Source organism: Bradyrhizobium sp. SK17 (assembly GCF_002831585.1).
In the GTDB taxonomy this organism is placed as follows: domain Bacteria; phylum Pseudomonadota; class Alphaproteobacteria; order Rhizobiales; family Xanthobacteraceae; genus Bradyrhizobium.
The window spans coordinates 4,191,174-4,205,371 of record NZ_CP025113.1 but is presented as its reverse complement, the minus strand read 5'-3'; the positions used below and the strand labels follow the sequence as shown (position 1 = coordinate 4,205,371).

15 protein-coding genes are annotated in these 14,198 nt (G+C 65.5%); 7 read left to right on the top strand and 8 right to left on the bottom strand.

Features of this window, described 5'->3' with window-relative positions:
* Window position 1: 1 nt before the first annotated feature.
* The 6 genes from CWS35_RS19250 to CWS35_RS19225 form a co-directional block, all read right to left on the bottom strand.
* Window positions 2-1,111: a Zn-dependent alcohol dehydrogenase gene (locus tag CWS35_RS19250; RefSeq protein WP_024579642.1), complete on the bottom strand. Its 1,110-nt coding sequence runs from the start codon at window positions 1,109-1,111 to the stop codon at window positions 2-4.
* Between the two features lie 36 nt (window positions 1,112-1,147).
* Complete coding sequence (locus CWS35_RS19245) at window positions 1,148-1,456, bottom strand: DUF6166 domain-containing protein (RefSeq protein ID WP_168226350.1); 309 nt, start codon at window positions 1,454-1,456, stop codon at window positions 1,148-1,150.
* A gap of 40 nt (window positions 1,457-1,496) precedes the next feature.
* Window positions 1,497-1,694, bottom strand: a complete 198-nt coding sequence (locus CWS35_RS19240) for a hypothetical protein (protein ID WP_024579640.1) — start codon at window positions 1,692-1,694, stop codon at window positions 1,497-1,499.
* Between the two features lie 12 nt (window positions 1,695-1,706).
* Window positions 1,707-2,081, bottom strand: coding sequence for a hypothetical protein (locus CWS35_RS19235; protein ID WP_024579639.1), 375 nt, complete (start codon window positions 2,079-2,081; stop codon window positions 1,707-1,709).
* Window positions 2,068-2,865 (bottom strand): sterol desaturase family protein, encoded by a 798-nt coding sequence (locus tag CWS35_RS19230; protein ID WP_100956504.1) that lies wholly within the window; start codon window positions 2,863-2,865, stop codon window positions 2,068-2,070. Before CWS35_RS19230 ends, CWS35_RS19235 begins: the two co-directional genes overlap by 14 nt.
* A 242-nt stretch (window positions 2,866-3,107) precedes the next feature.
* The gene (locus CWS35_RS19225) at window positions 3,108-5,237 is read right to left on the bottom strand and encodes an acetate--CoA ligase family protein (protein WP_100953150.1); all 2,130 of its coding nucleotides are present in this window, start codon (window positions 5,235-5,237) and stop codon (window positions 3,108-3,110) included.
* Between the two features lie 216 nt (window positions 5,238-5,453).
* On the opposite strand from CWS35_RS19225, the gene CWS35_RS19220 reads away from it, so the two are divergent.
* From CWS35_RS19220 to frc, 3 genes are all read left to right on the top strand, one after another.
* Window positions 5,454-6,149 carry a GntR family transcriptional regulator gene (locus CWS35_RS19220; RefSeq protein WP_024579636.1) on the top strand — a complete coding sequence of 232 codons (696 nt, stop codon included), beginning with the start codon at window positions 5,454-5,456 and terminating at the stop codon, window positions 6,147-6,149.
* Window positions 6,150-6,221: 72 nt separating this feature from the next.
* The gene (oxc, locus tag CWS35_RS19215) at window positions 6,222-7,955 is read left to right on the top strand and encodes an oxalyl-CoA decarboxylase (RefSeq protein WP_100956502.1); all 1,734 of its coding nucleotides are present in this window, start codon (window positions 6,222-6,224) and stop codon (window positions 7,953-7,955) included.
* A gap of 60 nt (window positions 7,956-8,015) precedes the next feature.
* Window positions 8,016-9,293, top strand: coding sequence for a formyl-CoA transferase (gene frc / locus CWS35_RS19210; protein ID WP_100953148.1), 1,278 nt, complete (start codon window positions 8,016-8,018; stop codon window positions 9,291-9,293).
* Between the two features lie 73 nt (window positions 9,294-9,366).
* Here frc and CWS35_RS19205 read toward each other — a convergent pair whose 3' ends face one another.
* Both CWS35_RS19205 and CWS35_RS19200 read right to left on the bottom strand, forming a co-directional pair.
* Window positions 9,367-10,296, bottom strand: coding sequence for a glutathione S-transferase family protein (locus tag CWS35_RS19205; RefSeq protein WP_168226349.1), 930 nt, complete (start codon window positions 10,294-10,296; stop codon window positions 9,367-9,369).
* Between the two features lie 57 nt (window positions 10,297-10,353).
* A complete protein-coding gene (locus tag CWS35_RS19200) occupies window positions 10,354-10,986 on the bottom strand; it encodes a TetR/AcrR family transcriptional regulator (protein WP_029878852.1) in 633 nt (210 codons plus the stop codon).
* Window positions 10,987-11,164: 178 nt separating this feature from the next.
* On the opposite strand from CWS35_RS19200, the gene CWS35_RS19195 reads away from it, so the two are divergent.
* Genes CWS35_RS19195 through CWS35_RS19185 form a run of 4 tightly spaced genes read left to right on the top strand, consistent with a single transcriptional unit; the run spans window position 11,165 to window position 14,180 of the window.
* The gene (locus tag CWS35_RS19195; RefSeq protein ID WP_100953145.1) at window positions 11,165-12,385 is read left to right on the top strand and encodes an ABC transporter substrate-binding protein; all 1,221 of its coding nucleotides are present in this window, start codon (window positions 11,165-11,167) and stop codon (window positions 12,383-12,385) included.
* A gap of 15 nt (window positions 12,386-12,400) precedes the next feature.
* Window positions 12,401-12,811: an enoyl-CoA hydratase-related protein gene (locus CWS35_RS40650; RefSeq protein WP_371682795.1), complete on the top strand. Its 411-nt coding sequence runs from the start codon at window positions 12,401-12,403 to the stop codon at window positions 12,809-12,811.
* Window positions 12,808-13,173, top strand: a complete 366-nt coding sequence (locus CWS35_RS40645) for an enoyl-CoA hydratase-related protein (RefSeq protein ID WP_371682794.1) — start codon at window positions 12,808-12,810, stop codon at window positions 13,171-13,173. The genes CWS35_RS40650 and CWS35_RS40645 overlap by 4 nt, the downstream gene beginning before the upstream one ends.
* Window positions 13,174-13,175: 2 nt before the next feature.
* On the top strand, window positions 13,176-14,180 hold the full coding sequence (locus tag CWS35_RS19185) for an NADPH:quinone oxidoreductase family protein (protein WP_100953143.1): 1,005 nt from the start codon (window positions 13,176-13,178) through the stop codon (window positions 14,178-14,180).
* The last annotated feature ends 18 nt before the right edge of the window (window positions 14,181-14,198 follow it).

Below are 14,198 nucleotides of genomic sequence, written 5' to 3'. Positions count from 1 at the left end.
TTCAGAATTCGACGACCGTGCGGATCGACCGCCCGCGGCGCAATGCCTCGAAGCCGTCATTGATGCCGTCGAGCGTGCAGCGGCCGGTGATCAGCTCGTCGAGCTTGAGCCGGCCATCGAGATAGGCCCGCGCCAGCCAGGGAAAGTCACGCCGCGGCCGCGCGCCGCCATAGCTCGAGCGGCGAAACCGCTTCTCGCCCATCAATGCGCCCCAGCGGAAGCTCACATCGTGCGAGACGTCGATCTTGCCGAGCCAGATCACCTGACCGCCCGGCCGCACCGCCTCCGCAGTCTGCCGGAACGCCAGCGGGTGCCCGGCCGCTTCGAGGATGACGTCCGCCCCTCGCCCGCGCGTCGCCTCCCTGGCGAACTGGACCGGGTCGCTGTGCGCAACGTTGACGGTATGCGTCGCACCGAGCTTCCGCGCCAGCGCAAGCTTGGCATCGTCGAGATCGACCGCAATGATGGCACCGGCGCCGGCAAGCCGGGCACCCTGCACCGCGGCCAGCCCGACCGCGCCGCAGCCCGCGACCATCACGGTGTCGCCGTGGCCGATCTCGGCGACATTCAACGCCGCGCCGACGCCGGTCATGACGCCGCAGCCGATCAGGCAGGCACGGTCGAACGGGATCTCCCTGGCCACGACGATCGCCTGCTGCGCCGGCAGCACGACATATTCGGAGAATGCGCCGAGGAACATCAGATGCGCCAGCTTCGCGCCGTCCGCGAGCTGCGCCTTCGAGCTGCCGTCGAAATGCACGCCTTCTGCGCCCCTGGCGAGATAGGTCTCGCACAGGATCGGCTGCGCGCGGTCGCAGTGAAAGCAGTGGCCGCAGTGCGGATTCCAGGACAGCACGACGTGATCGCCGGCACGGATGTCGCGCACCGCGCTGCCGACCTCCTCGACCACGCCGGCCGCCTCATGGCCGAGGATCATCGGCAACGGATAGCGCAGCGATCCATCGATCACCTCGAGGTCGGTGTGGCAGAGCCCCGCGGCACGGAGCTTTACCACGACATCGGTCGGCGTGGGCGACGCCAGCGAGATACGTTCGACGGAGAGCGGCGTTCCGCTTCGATGCAGCACCGCCGCGCGGCAGGTCAGGGTCATCTGGACAGGCTCTCCGCCGGGGGCATGCGCGTAGGGTTACACCGTCTGTTCGGACCGCAGTGCCGCGACCGCCTCGTCGAGATCGGCCGAGGAGAGCTCCCATTCATTGTCGAAATTGGCGACGACGCGGCGCATGAACGCCGCGTGCAGCGCCTTCGCGGCAGTGGCGTCGCGCAGGTGGTGATAGAGCAGCGCGAACGCCAGCTGCGCCGGCTCGGGCCCCTCATAGCTCCATTCAAAGCCGTGTTCGGTGAGCCGGAGCTGATCGTAATGCGGCGACAGCGGCTCGCCGTCGACCTGCACCGAAATGCCGTCGATGGTGCGGTCCCCGGTATAGCTCGCCATCGCATCCTCCCTGTGCAGCAGCATCACGTCACGACCCCGGTCAGGATCCCGGCGGGCGCATCTTGAGGTCCTTCTTGACGACCTCCGGGAAGATCCACATCGCGACCGTGGCGAACACGCCGAGGAAGGCGACCGCATAGCTCGGACCCTGTTGTCCGAGATAGACCATGAAAAAATACCCACAAGCCGCGGTGGCGAGGCACGCCAGCGACAGCATGAGCTTGATGTGGCTGGGCATCGCGATCTCCCTTCAGATCATCCAATTATGCAACGATGGCGCGGCGACACCGGCGAGCAGCGCAAGCGCCGCGACCATCGCACAACACGACAGGCGCAATCCCGCGTGCCCGTCGCGCCACCATTCGGGTAGCGCCTGGAACAACGCGGGCAAGAATAGGAACAATACCCCGCCCACCACGACGATCGTGGTCCAGCGCAGCTCGACCAGGGCGAATGCCAGCGTGCCGGCCAGCAACATCGCCCACAGGACGGTCAGCGTCATCGGCAGCGCCCGGCGGCCACGCAGCGGGTACATGCCGGCGAGTTGCAGGAAGCCGATGCAACACACGCTCCACAGCAGGCCGAACCAGGCAAGACCCGCGAGATTCGGTTCAAGCTGCGGCATGCGGCACCGGCTGCTCCTTCACCACGACCCGCGGCGTCCGCGCCGTGCGCCGCATGTCGGTCTTCACGTAGCGCGTGCTGTAGCCGTTGAAGACGTGGCCGAGCAGGCCGCGATTGAGATCGGAGGTACCGAACACATAGTCCATCACCGGGAAGGTCAGGTTCATGTTGCGCTCCATCATGATCGACTGGTTGTGATGGGCGGTGTGATGCCGGCGGATGGTGTTGACGAACGGCATGTTGCGCACGAAGGCATTTTCCTCGACGTGGCAGCAGAAATGCATGAATTCATAGATCAGGTACATCGACGTGGTCGTGGTGATCAGCAGCCAGCCGGTATTGGCCGAGATCACTAGCCCGGCGACGATCGCCGGCGGGATCGACATCAACGTGAACACGACGAGCGCATAGGGCGGGAAGAAGGTGACGCGCCAGTCGTGATGGTCGGCAAACCGCATCTCCTCCTCGGTGAAGAACTGATGGTGCATCAGCGTGTGGCGGCTGTAGATCGCGCGCAGCAGCGGCACGTTCGAGGGCCGGTGCATGACGAAGCGATGCACCGCCCATTCGAAGAAGTTCGCGATCAGGAAGACCACGGGAATGGTGAGATATTCCCACCACTTCACGTCATGCAGATTGGCCAGGTAGACATACAGCGCCGTGAAGCCGATCGTGTAGATCAGCACGACATGCAGCCAGCCATTGTACCAGCCGACCACGCGCTCGCGGTAGGTCGCACGATATTTGCGCTGGCGATCGGTCATCACTGTTGCAGCCAACTCCATCGCAGCTTCCTCCATCGTTTATCTGATATATCAGTAGCACATCAGATGCGGAAGGCAAGCCGGCTCCGGTCCGGGGATAACGGGATGCAGTGCGGAACTCACGCGAGCTGAACGGAGGCAAGAGCCGCGCTGCCTTCCCTGCCCGCCCGTCCCTGGCGGCACGTTTCAGCTCGGCCGATGCAATGAAAGAGCCGCCCCGGACGGTGTCCGAGGCGGCCTGTCGCATGCGACGGATCAGAAGCTCAGAGCAGGCCCGCGCCGCGTGCCCATTTGTACTTGGCACCGAGCACCTCGACCGGCAGCTCGGTCGAATAGGCATAGGCCGGGATGCCGTGCTGATAGAGATATTCGGCGGCCTCCTCGACCTCGACGTCGCCGGCGAGCGAGGCGACCATCGGCTTGACGAAGCCCTTCGCCTCCATCTCCTTCTTCACCTCCACCATGTTGCGCGCGAACACCATCGGCGGCGTCACGATGGTGTGCCAGTAACCGAGGATCAGCGCGTGGATGCGCTCATCCGACAGGCCGAGCTTGACGGTGTTGACATAGGTGATCGGCGGCTCGCCGCCGGTGATGTCGACGGGATTGCCCGCCGCGCCGAATGGCGGGATGAACTTGCGGAACGCGGCATCGAGATCCGGCGGCATCGCCATCAGCGACAGGCCGTTATCGACCACGGAATCCGACAGCAGCACGCCGGAGCCACCGGCGCCGGTGATGATCAGGATGTTCTCGCCCTTCGGCGTCGGCAGCACCGGCACGCCGCGGGCGAATTCCAGCAATTGCCGCAGGCTGCGCGCGCGGATCACGCCGGACTGCTTGAACACGTCCTCATAGATCTTGTCGTTGCCGGCGAGCGCGCCGGTGTGCGACGAGGCGGCCTTGGCGCCAGCCGAGGTGCGGCCGGCCTTGAGCACCACCACCGGCTTCTTCTTGGAGACGCGCTTGGCGGCTTCGGCGAAGGCGCGGCCGTCCTTGAGGTCCTCGCAGTGCTGCGCGATCAGATTGGTGTTGGGATCCTGCTCGAAGAAGGCGAGCAGATCGTCCTCGTCGATGTCGGACTTGTTGCCGAGACCGACGATCGCCGACACGCCCATCTTGGCCGAACGCGAGAAGCCGATGATCGCCATGCCGATGCCGCCCGACTGCGACGACAGCGCGGCGTGGCCCTTGACGTCGTAGGCGGTGCAGAAGGTCGCGCAGAGATTGGCTGGCGTATAGTAGAAGCCGTAGATGTTCGGCCCCATCAGGCGGATGTTGTACTTCTTGCCGACCTCGACGATCTCGGCCTGCAATTCGGGCGCGCCGGCCTCGGCAAAGCCCGAGGGAATCAGCACCGCGCCGGGGATTTTCTTTTCGCCGCATTCGGCGAGCGCGCCGGCGACGAATTTCGCGGGGATCGCGAACACCGCCGTGTCGATCACGCCGGGGACGTCCTTGACGCTCTTGTAGGCCTTGTAGCCCAAAATCTCTTCCGCCTTGGGGTGGATCGGATAGATCTCGCCCTTGTAGCCGCCGTTGATGAGGTTCTTCATCACCGAGTTGCCGATCTTGCCGTCCTCGGCGGAGGCGCCGATCACCGCCACGCCCTTCGGCTGCATGATGCGGCTCATCGCCGCCACGATCTCCTCGGTCGGGCGCGGCGCCGGGCGCGGCTTGTAGTCGAAGTCGACGACGATGCGGACGTCTGCGGCGATCGCGTTCTTGCTGGTGGCGAACACCGGATTGAGGTCGAGCTCGACGATCTCGGGGAAGTCGCTGACGAGTTGCGAGACCTTGACGATGACGTCGGCCAGCGCCTCGCGGTTGACCGGCTCGCCGCCGCGCACGCCCTTCAGCATCTCATGGGCCTGGATGCCGTCGAGCATCGACAGCGCGTCGTCCTTGGTCGCGGGCGCGAGGCGGAAGGTGATGTCCTTGAGGATCTCGACCAGCACGCCGCCGAGGCCGAAGGCGACCAGCTTGCCGAACGAGCCGTCGGTGATCGAGCCGACGATCACCTCGGTGCCGCCGCCCAGCATCTGCTGCACCTGGATGCCCTCGATCTTGGCATCGGCCTTGTACTTCCTGGCGTTGGCCAGAATGGTCTCGTAGCTCTTCTCGGCGTCCGCCGTGTTCTTGACGCCGACCACGACGCCGCCGGCCTCGGTCTTATGCAGGATGTCGGGCGAGACGATCTTCATCACGACCGGAAAACCCATGTCGGAAGCGATGCGCGCGGCCTCGGAGGCCGACTTGGCGACGCCCTCCTTCGGCACCGGAATGCCATAGGCGTCGCAGACCACCTTGCCTTCGGGCGCGGTGAGGCTCGTGCGCTTGTCGGCCTTGACCGCATCGAGAATTTTGCGGACCGCATCCTTCGAGTTTGACATCGGCTTCCTCCTGGGACAATTTCGTGGCATTTGGTATGCCAAAAACGCAATTGTCAAGGTCGGGCAATGCCTGAAAACGCCGAAAAATAAGGCCACCTTGACATTCTGGTATTTGGCATGCCAAAAATCCAAGGTAATTTCTTCTGCTAAGAAGACGTCTCCAAGAGGAGGAGACGAGTCGTGCCTGACCCGAAACAGACCAAGGCGTCGCCTAACATGGCCGATACAGATATCGCCATCGTCCGGATCGCACCGGAGACGAGCTTCAAGAACAAGGCCTACGAGGCCTTGAAGGAAGCGATTCTCAAGATGGACATCTATGCGACGCCCGAGCCGGTGATGCTCGACGAGCGCGCATTGTCCGAACGTCTCGGCGTCAGCCGCACGCCGATCCGCGAAGCAATCGCGATGCTCGAGCAGGACGGCTTCGTGAAGACCGTGCCGCGCCGCGGCATCATCGTGGTCCGCCGCACCAAGTCCGAGATCGTCGACATGATCCGCGCCTGGGCCGCGCTGGAGAGCATGGCGGCGCGGCTGATCACGACCACCGCGCGCAAGAAGGACATCTCGTCGCTGCGCGACTTCTTCAAGGACTTCAGCGCCGACCGCCTGCCGCAGGATCACGTCGAGGAATATTCCAAGGCCAACATCGCCTTCCACCAGGCGCTGATCTCGCTGTCGGAATCGCCCGTGCTGGTCGATCTCACCAACGACCTGTTGCTGCATGTGCGCGGCTATCGCCAGCTCACGATCGGCCGCAAGGACCGCACCGCGACCTCGCTGCCCGAGCATCTCGGGATCATCGAGGCGCTGGAAGCGCGCGACACTGAATTGGCCGAGAAGCGCGCCCGCGATCATACGCTTGGTCTTGCCGCCTATGTCGAGGCGCACGGCCAGGAACTGTTCACTTAGATACTTTCGAGTCCACTCGCTTCTGACGACAACGAGATCGTCCGAACAAGAACGATCAGGGAGACGATGCCGATGCTGAATACCGCTGCGAAGTCCGAGGCACCGGGCACCGAGCAGGAACTCACGGATGGCTTTCACCTCGTCATCGATGCGCTCAAGCTCAACGGCATCAACACCATCTATGGTGTGCCGGGTATCCCGATCACGGACCTGGGCCGTATGGCCCAGGCGGCGGGCATTCGCGTGCTGTCGTTCCGCCACGAGCAGAACGCCGGCTATGCGGCTTCGATCGCGGGCTTCCTGACCAAGCGTCCCGGCGTCTGCCTCACCGTGTCGGCACCCGGCTTCCTCAACGGTCTCACTGCGCTCGCCCATGCCACCACCAACTGCTTCCCGATGATCCTGATCTCCGGCTCGTCGGAGCGCGAGATCGTCGATCTGCAGCAGGGCGACTATGAGGAGATGGACCAGCTCGCGATCGCCAAGCCGCTGTGCAAGGCCGCGTTCCGCGTGCTGCACGCCCAGGATATCGGCATCGGTCTCGCGCGCGCAATCCGTGCCGCGGTGTCGGGTCGTCCCGGCGGGGTCTATCTCGATTTGCCCGCAAAGCTGTTCGGCCAGGTGATGAACGCCGATGCCGGCGAGAGGTCGCTGGTCAAGGTGATTGACGCCGCGCCCGAGCAGATCCCCTCCCCGTCGTCGGTCAAGCGCGCGCTCGACGTGCTGAAGGGCGCAAAGCGGCCGCTCATCATTCTCGGCAAGGGCGCGGCCTATGCGCAGGCGGATGAGGCAATCAAGAACTTCGTCGAGACAAGCGGCGTGCCGTTCCTGCCGATGAGCATGGCCAAGGGCCTGTTGCCCGACCTGCATCCGCAATGCGCCGGCGCGGCGCGCTCGACCGTGCTGAAGGACGCCGACGTCGTGATGCTGATCGGCGCGCGGCTCAATTGGCTGCTGTCGCACGGCAAGGGCAAGAGTTGGGGCGAGGCCCCGAAGAAGTTCATCCAGGTCGACATCGAGCCGAAGGAAATGGATTCCAACGTCGAGATCGTGGCTCCCGTGGTCGGCGACATCGGCTCCTGCGTGCAAGCCTTCCTCGACGCCATGGGCGCGAACTGGAGCGCGGCACCCAGCGACTGGCTCGCGACCGTCGCCAAGAAACGCGACGACAACGTCGCCAAGATGGCGCCGAAGCTGATGAACAATGCTTCGCCGATGGACTATCACGGCGCGCTCGGCGCGCTGCGCGCGATCATCGCCGAGCGTCCGGACACCATCTTCGTCAACGAGGGCGCCAACACGCTCGACCTCGCCCGCGGCGTCGTCGACATGCACAAGCCGCGCAAGCGGCTCGACGTCGGCACCTGGGGCGTGATGGGCATCGGCATGGGCTATTCGATCGCGGCGGCGGTCGAGACCGGCCTGCCCGTGCTCGCGGTCGAAGGCGACAGCGCGTTCGGCTTCTCCGGCATGGAGGTCGAGACCATCTGCCGCTACAAGCTGCCGATCTGCGTCGTGATCTTCAACAATGACGGCATCTATCGCGGCACCGACGTCAACGGCGTGAGCGACGATCCGGCGACCACCGTGTTCGTCAAGGGCTCGCGCTACGACAAGATGATGGAAGCCTTCGGCGGCGTCGGCGTCAACGCCACCTCGCCCGACGAATTGAAGCGCGCGGTCAACGCGGCGCTGGACAGCGGCAAGCCGACCCTGATCAACGCGGTAATCGATCCGGCGGCGGGCTCGGAGAGTGGCCGCATCGGCAATCTCAATCCGCAGAGCGTGCTGAGCAAGAAGAAGTAACCCCTCAACCCTTCACTCCCTGCGGGTGCAGGGGCAGACCAGAGTACGGAGCAAAACATTATGACCAAGGCGCTCAAGGGCGTTCGCATTCTCGATTTCACCCACGTCCAGTCCGGACCGACCTGCACGCAGCTGCTGGCCTGGTTCGGCGCCGACGTGATCAAGGTCGAGCGCCCCGGCGTCGGCGACATCACGCGCGGCCAGCTGCAGGACATCCCGAACGTGGACAGCCTGTATTTCACCATGCTGAACCACAACAAGCGCTCGATCACGCTCGACACCAAGAACCCGAAGGGCAAGGAAGTGCTGACCGCGCTGATCAAGCAGTGCGACGTGCTGGTCGAGAATTTCGGCCCTGGCGTGCTCGATCGCATGGGTTTCCCCTGGGAGAAGATCCAGGCGATCAACCCGAAGATGATCGTCGCCTCGATCAAGGGGTTTGGCCCCGGCCCGTATGAGGACTGCAAGGTCTACGAGAACGTCGCGCAGTGCACCGGCGGCGCCGCCTCGACCACCGGCTTCCGCGACGGCGTGCCGCTCGTCACCGGCGCGCAGATCGGCGACAGCGGCACCGGCCTGCATCTCGCACTCGGCATCGTCACCGCGCTTTATCAGCGCACGCACTCCGGCAAGGGCCAGCGCGTCACCGCCGCGATGCAGGACGGCGTTCTGAACCTGTCGCGGGTCAAGCTGCGCGACCAGCAGCGCCTCGCCCATGGCCCGCTCAAGGAATACAGCCAGTTCGGCGAAGGCGTCCCGTTCGGCGACGCCGTGCCGCGCGCCGGCAACGACTCCGGTGGCGGCCAGCCCGGCCGCATCCTGAAGTGCAAGGGCTGGGAGACCGACCCGAACGCCTACATCTACTTCATCACCCAGGCGCCGGTCTGGGAGAAGATCTGCGACGTGATCGGTGAGCCCTCCTGGAAGACGGATCCGAACTACTCCAAGCCGCCGGCCCGCCTGCCGCGCCTGAACGAGATCTTCGCCCGGATCGAGCAGTGGACGATGACCAAGACCAAGTTCGAGGCGATGGAGATCCTCAACAAGGACGACATCCCCTGCGGCCCGATCCTGTCGATGAAGGAGCTCGCCGAGGACCAGTCGCTGCGCGCGACCGGCACCGTGGTCGAGGTCGATCACCCGACCCGCGGCAAGTACATCTCGGTCGGCAACCCGATCAAGCTGTCGGACTCCCCGAGCGACGTCGCCCGCTCGCCGCTGCTCGGCGAGCACACCGACGAGATCCTGCGCGAGGTGCTCGGCCTCTCGGATCACCAGGTCGCCGAGATCCACGATTCCGGCGCGCTCGATCCGCCGCGCAAGCAGGCGGCTGAGTAAGCCGACCTTCCCAAAGACCACAATGCCAAGGCCGCCGGTTTCCGGCGGCCTTTTTCATGAGTGACTGATGTCTCTAGCCGCGCACCGGCCGCAGCTCGAAGCCGATGCGCGGGAAATGGACGGCGATGTCGCCGACCCGATCGCTGCGGATGCGGACGGCGATCTCGTCGGTGTCGAGGAAATCGAGTCTGCCGACAATTGCGTCCCTGGCGTAGTCGGCGGCGCGCACTTCGACCAAGCTACCAAGCTCGGGGCCTTCGGGATAGCGAACGCCGTTTCGCGAACTTGGTACAGGCTCGCTGTCTCGTGCGATCGCCAGCGCCTCTTCAGCCGTCAAATCCTCTCGTTGGCCGTGCCCTAGACCGCGCATCCTTTGCATCCAGCCTGCGACGGCGGGCAGGTGCGCGAGCTCGTGCCCCAGCCGGTCGCTTCGATCGGTCAGGAACCAGAGGGCATGAAACACCGACAGGTCGGCGACCGTGAAACGCTCGCCGCAGATCCATGTCCGCTGATCGGCCAGCATGTCTTCGACCAGCGGCAGTTGCGCTCGCACCAGTGGCGCGTTGCGCGCGGCTGCGCGCTCGACCGATGCGACGCTCGGCACCGGCAATCCCCGCATCCCCGCACGGTCTTCGAACAATTGCGGCGGCATCAGATCGTGATTGGTGCCCCATGCATACAGCATGATGGCGCGGAACAGCGGCCCTTCGGCCCAGGCTGACACCGCATTCGCGAGCCCGGTGCTGCCCGCCGGAAACAGGCTCGGCTCGGGATGCCTGCGTTCGAGCTCCCTCAGGATCAACCGCGTGTCGCAATAGACGTCCGCGCCGATTTGCAGCACCGGCGCACGCCGATAGCCGCCCGTGATCGGGGTCAGGTCGGGCTTCGGCAACACCGGCGGGATTGTCACGCCGTTCCAACGCAGCGACTTGAATCCCATCGCGACGCGCGCTTTCTCGGAATAGTTCGAGAAATCGTAGTGATGGAGAATGAGCTCGCTCACCCGCAGCTCCTCAGTTCGCTTTACGGGTGTCGGCCGATCCGCCATCCCCGACAGGCTTCAATTCTTCATCTCGAGGCCGGCCGTCACGAAATCCGCGATCGACAGCGCCAGCTTCTTCTTGCTGGCCTGGGTCTCGCCATCCCTCGGGTGATACCACCGTGACGTCCAGTTCAACGCTCCGAGCAGCGGCTTGGCCGCGAGCTTGGCGTCGACGCTGCGGAAGCCACCGGACGCCACGCCGTCCCTGATGACGCGGATATACAGGTTCTCGTTGGTCTCGCGGAGCGCGGCGACCTCCTCGAGTTCGGCTCGCTCGCTCGCATTGGTGCGCTCCAGCAAATGCATCTCGAGCCCCTGCGCCGCCACGCGCAGATACGGCAGGTGATCGATGACGAGCAAGGTGTGCGCGAAAGCCATCGCATGCAGGCGCTCGCGCGGCGCAGCGTCCATCTCGAACGGCGGCCGGATCGCGGCCTGCGTCAGCTCCATGCCGCGGCGATGGACCGCGAAGAACAGCTCGGATTTGCTGCGGTAGTAGTAATAGACGGCGCCCTTGGTGGAGCCGATCTCGTCGCTCACCCGGTCGATCGAGGTCGCTGCGAAGCCCTGCCGCATGAAGGCGCGCGCCGCGGCATCGAGAATTTCCACGCGCCGATCCGCCAGCGGTTCGGCGCCGTCGATCCTGCCCATTCTGCCCAACACGTCCTCCTCGCGGCAAGGTTGACAGTCAAACATACTACTGGGTATTTTTCAACATACTACGCGGTATGTTCAGATCCATCCGTAGCGTCGAACGATTGCAGATTGCCGGCCGACGTCGCGCGCGTCGAAGCAACAAACTCGAAGCAAGAACAAAAGGGAGCGAACCATGCGGAAGAAACCCCTCGCCTGCGCGATCGGGGCAGGCGTCATCGCCGGCCTGATGTCGTCGGCGGCATGCGCGCAGATGTCCGACAACGTGGTGCGCATCGACATCCTGAACGATATGACCGGCATCTACGCCGACGCTGGCGGCAAGGGATCGATCGTCGCGGCCGAACTCGCGGCGGAAGATTTCGGCGGCAAGGTCGCCGGCGCGAGAATCGAAATCGTCTCCGGCGATCACGCCAACAAACCCGATATCGCCGCCAATCTCGCCCGGCAGGCCTATGACGCCCAGGGCGTCGACGCCATCGCCGACGGCGGCTCCTCGGCTGCGGCGCTCGCCATGCAGACGGTCTCGCGCGAACGCAAGAAGATCTTCCTGATGTCGGGCCCGGCGACGGCCGAGCTGACCGGAAAAAGCTGCTCGCGATACAGCTTTCACTGGATGTACGACACCTACGCGCTGGCCGCGGCGCCTCCGGAAGGCGTCCTCAAGCGCGGCGGCGACACCTGGTTCTTCATCACGGCCGACTACGCGTTCGGCAAATCGATGGAGAGCGAGGCGAGCAAGCGGATCGCGGCCGGTGGCGGCAAGGTGATCGGCGGCGTGCGCGCCCCGCTCGACACCCCGGACTTCTCGTCCTACCTGCTTCAGGCCCAGGGATCGGGCGCCAAGGTGCTCGCGCTGGCGACCGCCGGCAGCGATACCAGCAACGCCATCAAGCAGGCGCACGAATACAATGTGATCGGCACGAACACCCAGGTCGTGACCTTCCTGATGTTCATCAACGACGTGCACGCAATGGGGTTGAACGCCGGACAGGGCCTGATCTCGTCCACCACCTACTATCACGACCTCGACGACGGCAGCCGTGCCTTCGCCAAGCGCTTTTGGGACAAGATGGGACGGCCACCGTCGATCGTTCAGGCCGGTGTCTACAGCTCGGTGGTCCACTATCTGAAGGCGGTCGCGGCGACGGGCACCGACGACGGCACCAAGGTCGCAGACAAGATGCGCGAGCTGCCGGTCGAAGACGCATTCACCCACGGCGCCCGGATTCGCGCCGATGGCCGCCTGCTGCGCGACCTCTATGTGACCGAGGTGAAGAAGCCCGGCGAGTCCAAGGGTCCATGGGACTACTGGAAGATCGTCGCGACGATTCCGGGCGACAAGGCCTGGCGGCCCGCCGGCGAAAGCGATTGTCCATTGCTCAAGACCCACTGAAGGACGCGACCGACAATGGCTGATATGGCGAAGCTGCTGGTCGCCCATGACGGGCCGGTCTCGATCATCACCATCAATCGTCCGGAGGTGCGCAACGCGCTCGACAACGAGACGGCCGCGGCGCTGACCCGGGCGCTGCGGGATTTCGATCGCGACGAGCATCGCGCGGTCGCCGTGCTGACCGGCGCCGGCGGCCACTTCTGCGCCGGCGCCGACCTGAAGGAGCTTGCGGCCGGTTACGCATACAAGCCGTGGGCCGGCGATCCCGACGGACCGTGCCACGACATTCTCTCCAAGCCGGTACTCGCGGCCGTTGCCGGCTATGCCTGCGCCGGCGGCCTCGGCGTCGCGCTGCGCTGTGACCTTCGCATCGCCGAGCAGGGTGCGACCTTCGCCGTGCTGTCGCGTCGCTGGGGGTCCCGATGAGCGACGGCACGACGGTCCGGCTGCCGCGGCTGATCGGGGCCGGACGCGCGCTCGACATGCTCTTGACCGCGCGGAAGGTCGCAGGCTCGGAAGCGGTCGCGATGGGCCTCGCCGATCGGCTTGTCCCGACCGGCCAGGCGCTGGCCGCCGCGGTCGAGCTGGCGCATCAGATAGCGTCGTTTCCGCAGATCGCGATGCGATCGGACCGGATGTCGGCGATCCGGCAGTGGAATCTGTCCGAGGCGGACGCCATCGCGCTGGAGACGGAGCTCTCCATCGAGGCCCGCCGCAAGGAAGCGCAGGCAGGCGCCAGCCGGTTCGCGTCCGGCTCCGGTCGCCACGGCACCGTCGGGAAGGATTGACAATGCGCGCCGTGATCGGCCGCCGCTTCGGCGGCATCGACGACCTCGTCTACGAGGAGACCGCCCCGCCCGCGCTGGCGCCGGGCACGATCCGTGTCGTGGTGCGCGCCGCCGGCGTCAGCTTCGCGAACCTGTTGTTCATCGCCGGCAAGCACCAGAACCGGCCGAGCATCCCGTTCATCCCGGGCACCGAGATCGGCGGCATCGTGAGCGAGATCGCGCCCGATGTCCGCACCACGCTCAAGGTCGGCGACCGCGTCTGCGCCGGCCTGCCCTCCGGCGGATTCGCAGACCAGGCGATCGTGGATGCGGCCAACGTCTTCCCGATCCCCGACCGCCTGGGCTTCGAGGGCGCGACGCTGTTTCCGACCATCTATGCGACGGCCTATGCCGGCCTGAAATGGCGTGCCGACCTCAAGCCCGGTGAGACGCTGCTGGTGCATGGCGCGGCCGGCGCGAGCGGATTGGCCGCCGTGGAGATCGGCCGCGCGCTCGGCGCCACCGTGATCGCAACCGCCGGCGGTGCGCGCAAGGTCGCGGCCGTCAAGGACTACGGCGCCGACCACGCCATCGACTACCGCGATGGCGGCTTCCGCGACCGCGTGCTGGACATCACCGGAGGCCGCGGCGTCGACGTCGTGTTCGATCCGGTGGGTGGCGACGTGTTCGACGAGTCGTTGCGCTGCGTTGCGCCGCTCGGCCGGCTGCTGCCGATCGGGTTCGCCTCGGGCCGCATTCCCGAGATCCCGGCCAACCTCGTGCTGGTGAAGAACCTGACGGTGATCGGTCTCTACTGGGGCTTCTACATGGCGTGGGGCAAGAGCAAGGCCGACGCTGCGCTGCGCGCGCGGGTCGGCGTCCTGTTCGACGAACTGTTCGGCCTCTTCGAGGCCGGCAAGCTGCGCGCCCCCGTCGATCGCTCGCTGCCGCTGTCGAAATTCGCGGACGCGCTGCGCCGCGTGGAAAGCCGCGAGGTGATCGGCAAGATCGTGTTGCTGCCGGAGTAGGAAACGCGGACGGGTGCG

Coding starts and splice junctions, on each gene's coding strand:
- CWS35_RS19250 (WP_024579642.1), bottom strand. CDS start 1,111: ATGACCCTGACCTGCCGCGCGGCGGTGCTGCATCGAAGCGGAACGCCG.
- CWS35_RS19245 (WP_168226350.1), bottom strand. CDS start 1,456: ATGGCGAGCTATACCGGGGACCGCACCATCGACGGCATTTCGGTGCAG.
- CWS35_RS19240 (WP_024579640.1), bottom strand. CDS start 1,694: ATGCCCAGCCACATCAAGCTCATGCTGTCGCTGGCGTGCCTCGCCACC.
- CWS35_RS19235 (WP_024579639.1), bottom strand. CDS start 2,081: ATGCCGCAGCTTGAACCGAATCTCGCGGGTCTTGCCTGGTTCGGCCTG.
- CWS35_RS19230 (WP_100956504.1), bottom strand. CDS start 2,865: ATGGAGTTGGCTGCAACAGTGATGACCGATCGCCAGCGCAAATATCGT.
- CWS35_RS19225 (WP_100953150.1), bottom strand. CDS start 5,237: ATGTCAAACTCGAAGGATGCGGTCCGCAAAATTCTCGATGCGGTCAAG.
- CWS35_RS19220 (WP_024579636.1), top strand. CDS start 5,454: ATGGCCGATACAGATATCGCCATCGTCCGGATCGCACCGGAGACGAGC.
- oxc (WP_100956502.1), top strand. CDS start 6,222: ATGCTGAATACCGCTGCGAAGTCCGAGGCACCGGGCACCGAGCAGGAA.
- frc (WP_100953148.1), top strand. CDS start 8,016: ATGACCAAGGCGCTCAAGGGCGTTCGCATTCTCGATTTCACCCACGTC.
- CWS35_RS19200 (WP_029878852.1), bottom strand. CDS start 10,986: ATGGGCAGGATCGACGGCGCCGAACCGCTGGCGGATCGGCGCGTGGAA.
- CWS35_RS19195 (WP_100953145.1), top strand. CDS start 11,165: ATGCGGAAGAAACCCCTCGCCTGCGCGATCGGGGCAGGCGTCATCGCC.
- CWS35_RS40650 (WP_371682795.1), top strand. CDS start 12,401: ATGGCTGATATGGCGAAGCTGCTGGTCGCCCATGACGGGCCGGTCTCG.
- CWS35_RS40645 (WP_371682794.1), top strand. CDS start 12,808: ATGAGCGACGGCACGACGGTCCGGCTGCCGCGGCTGATCGGGGCCGGA.
- CWS35_RS19185 (WP_100953143.1), top strand. CDS start 13,176: ATGCGCGCCGTGATCGGCCGCCGCTTCGGCGGCATCGACGACCTCGTC.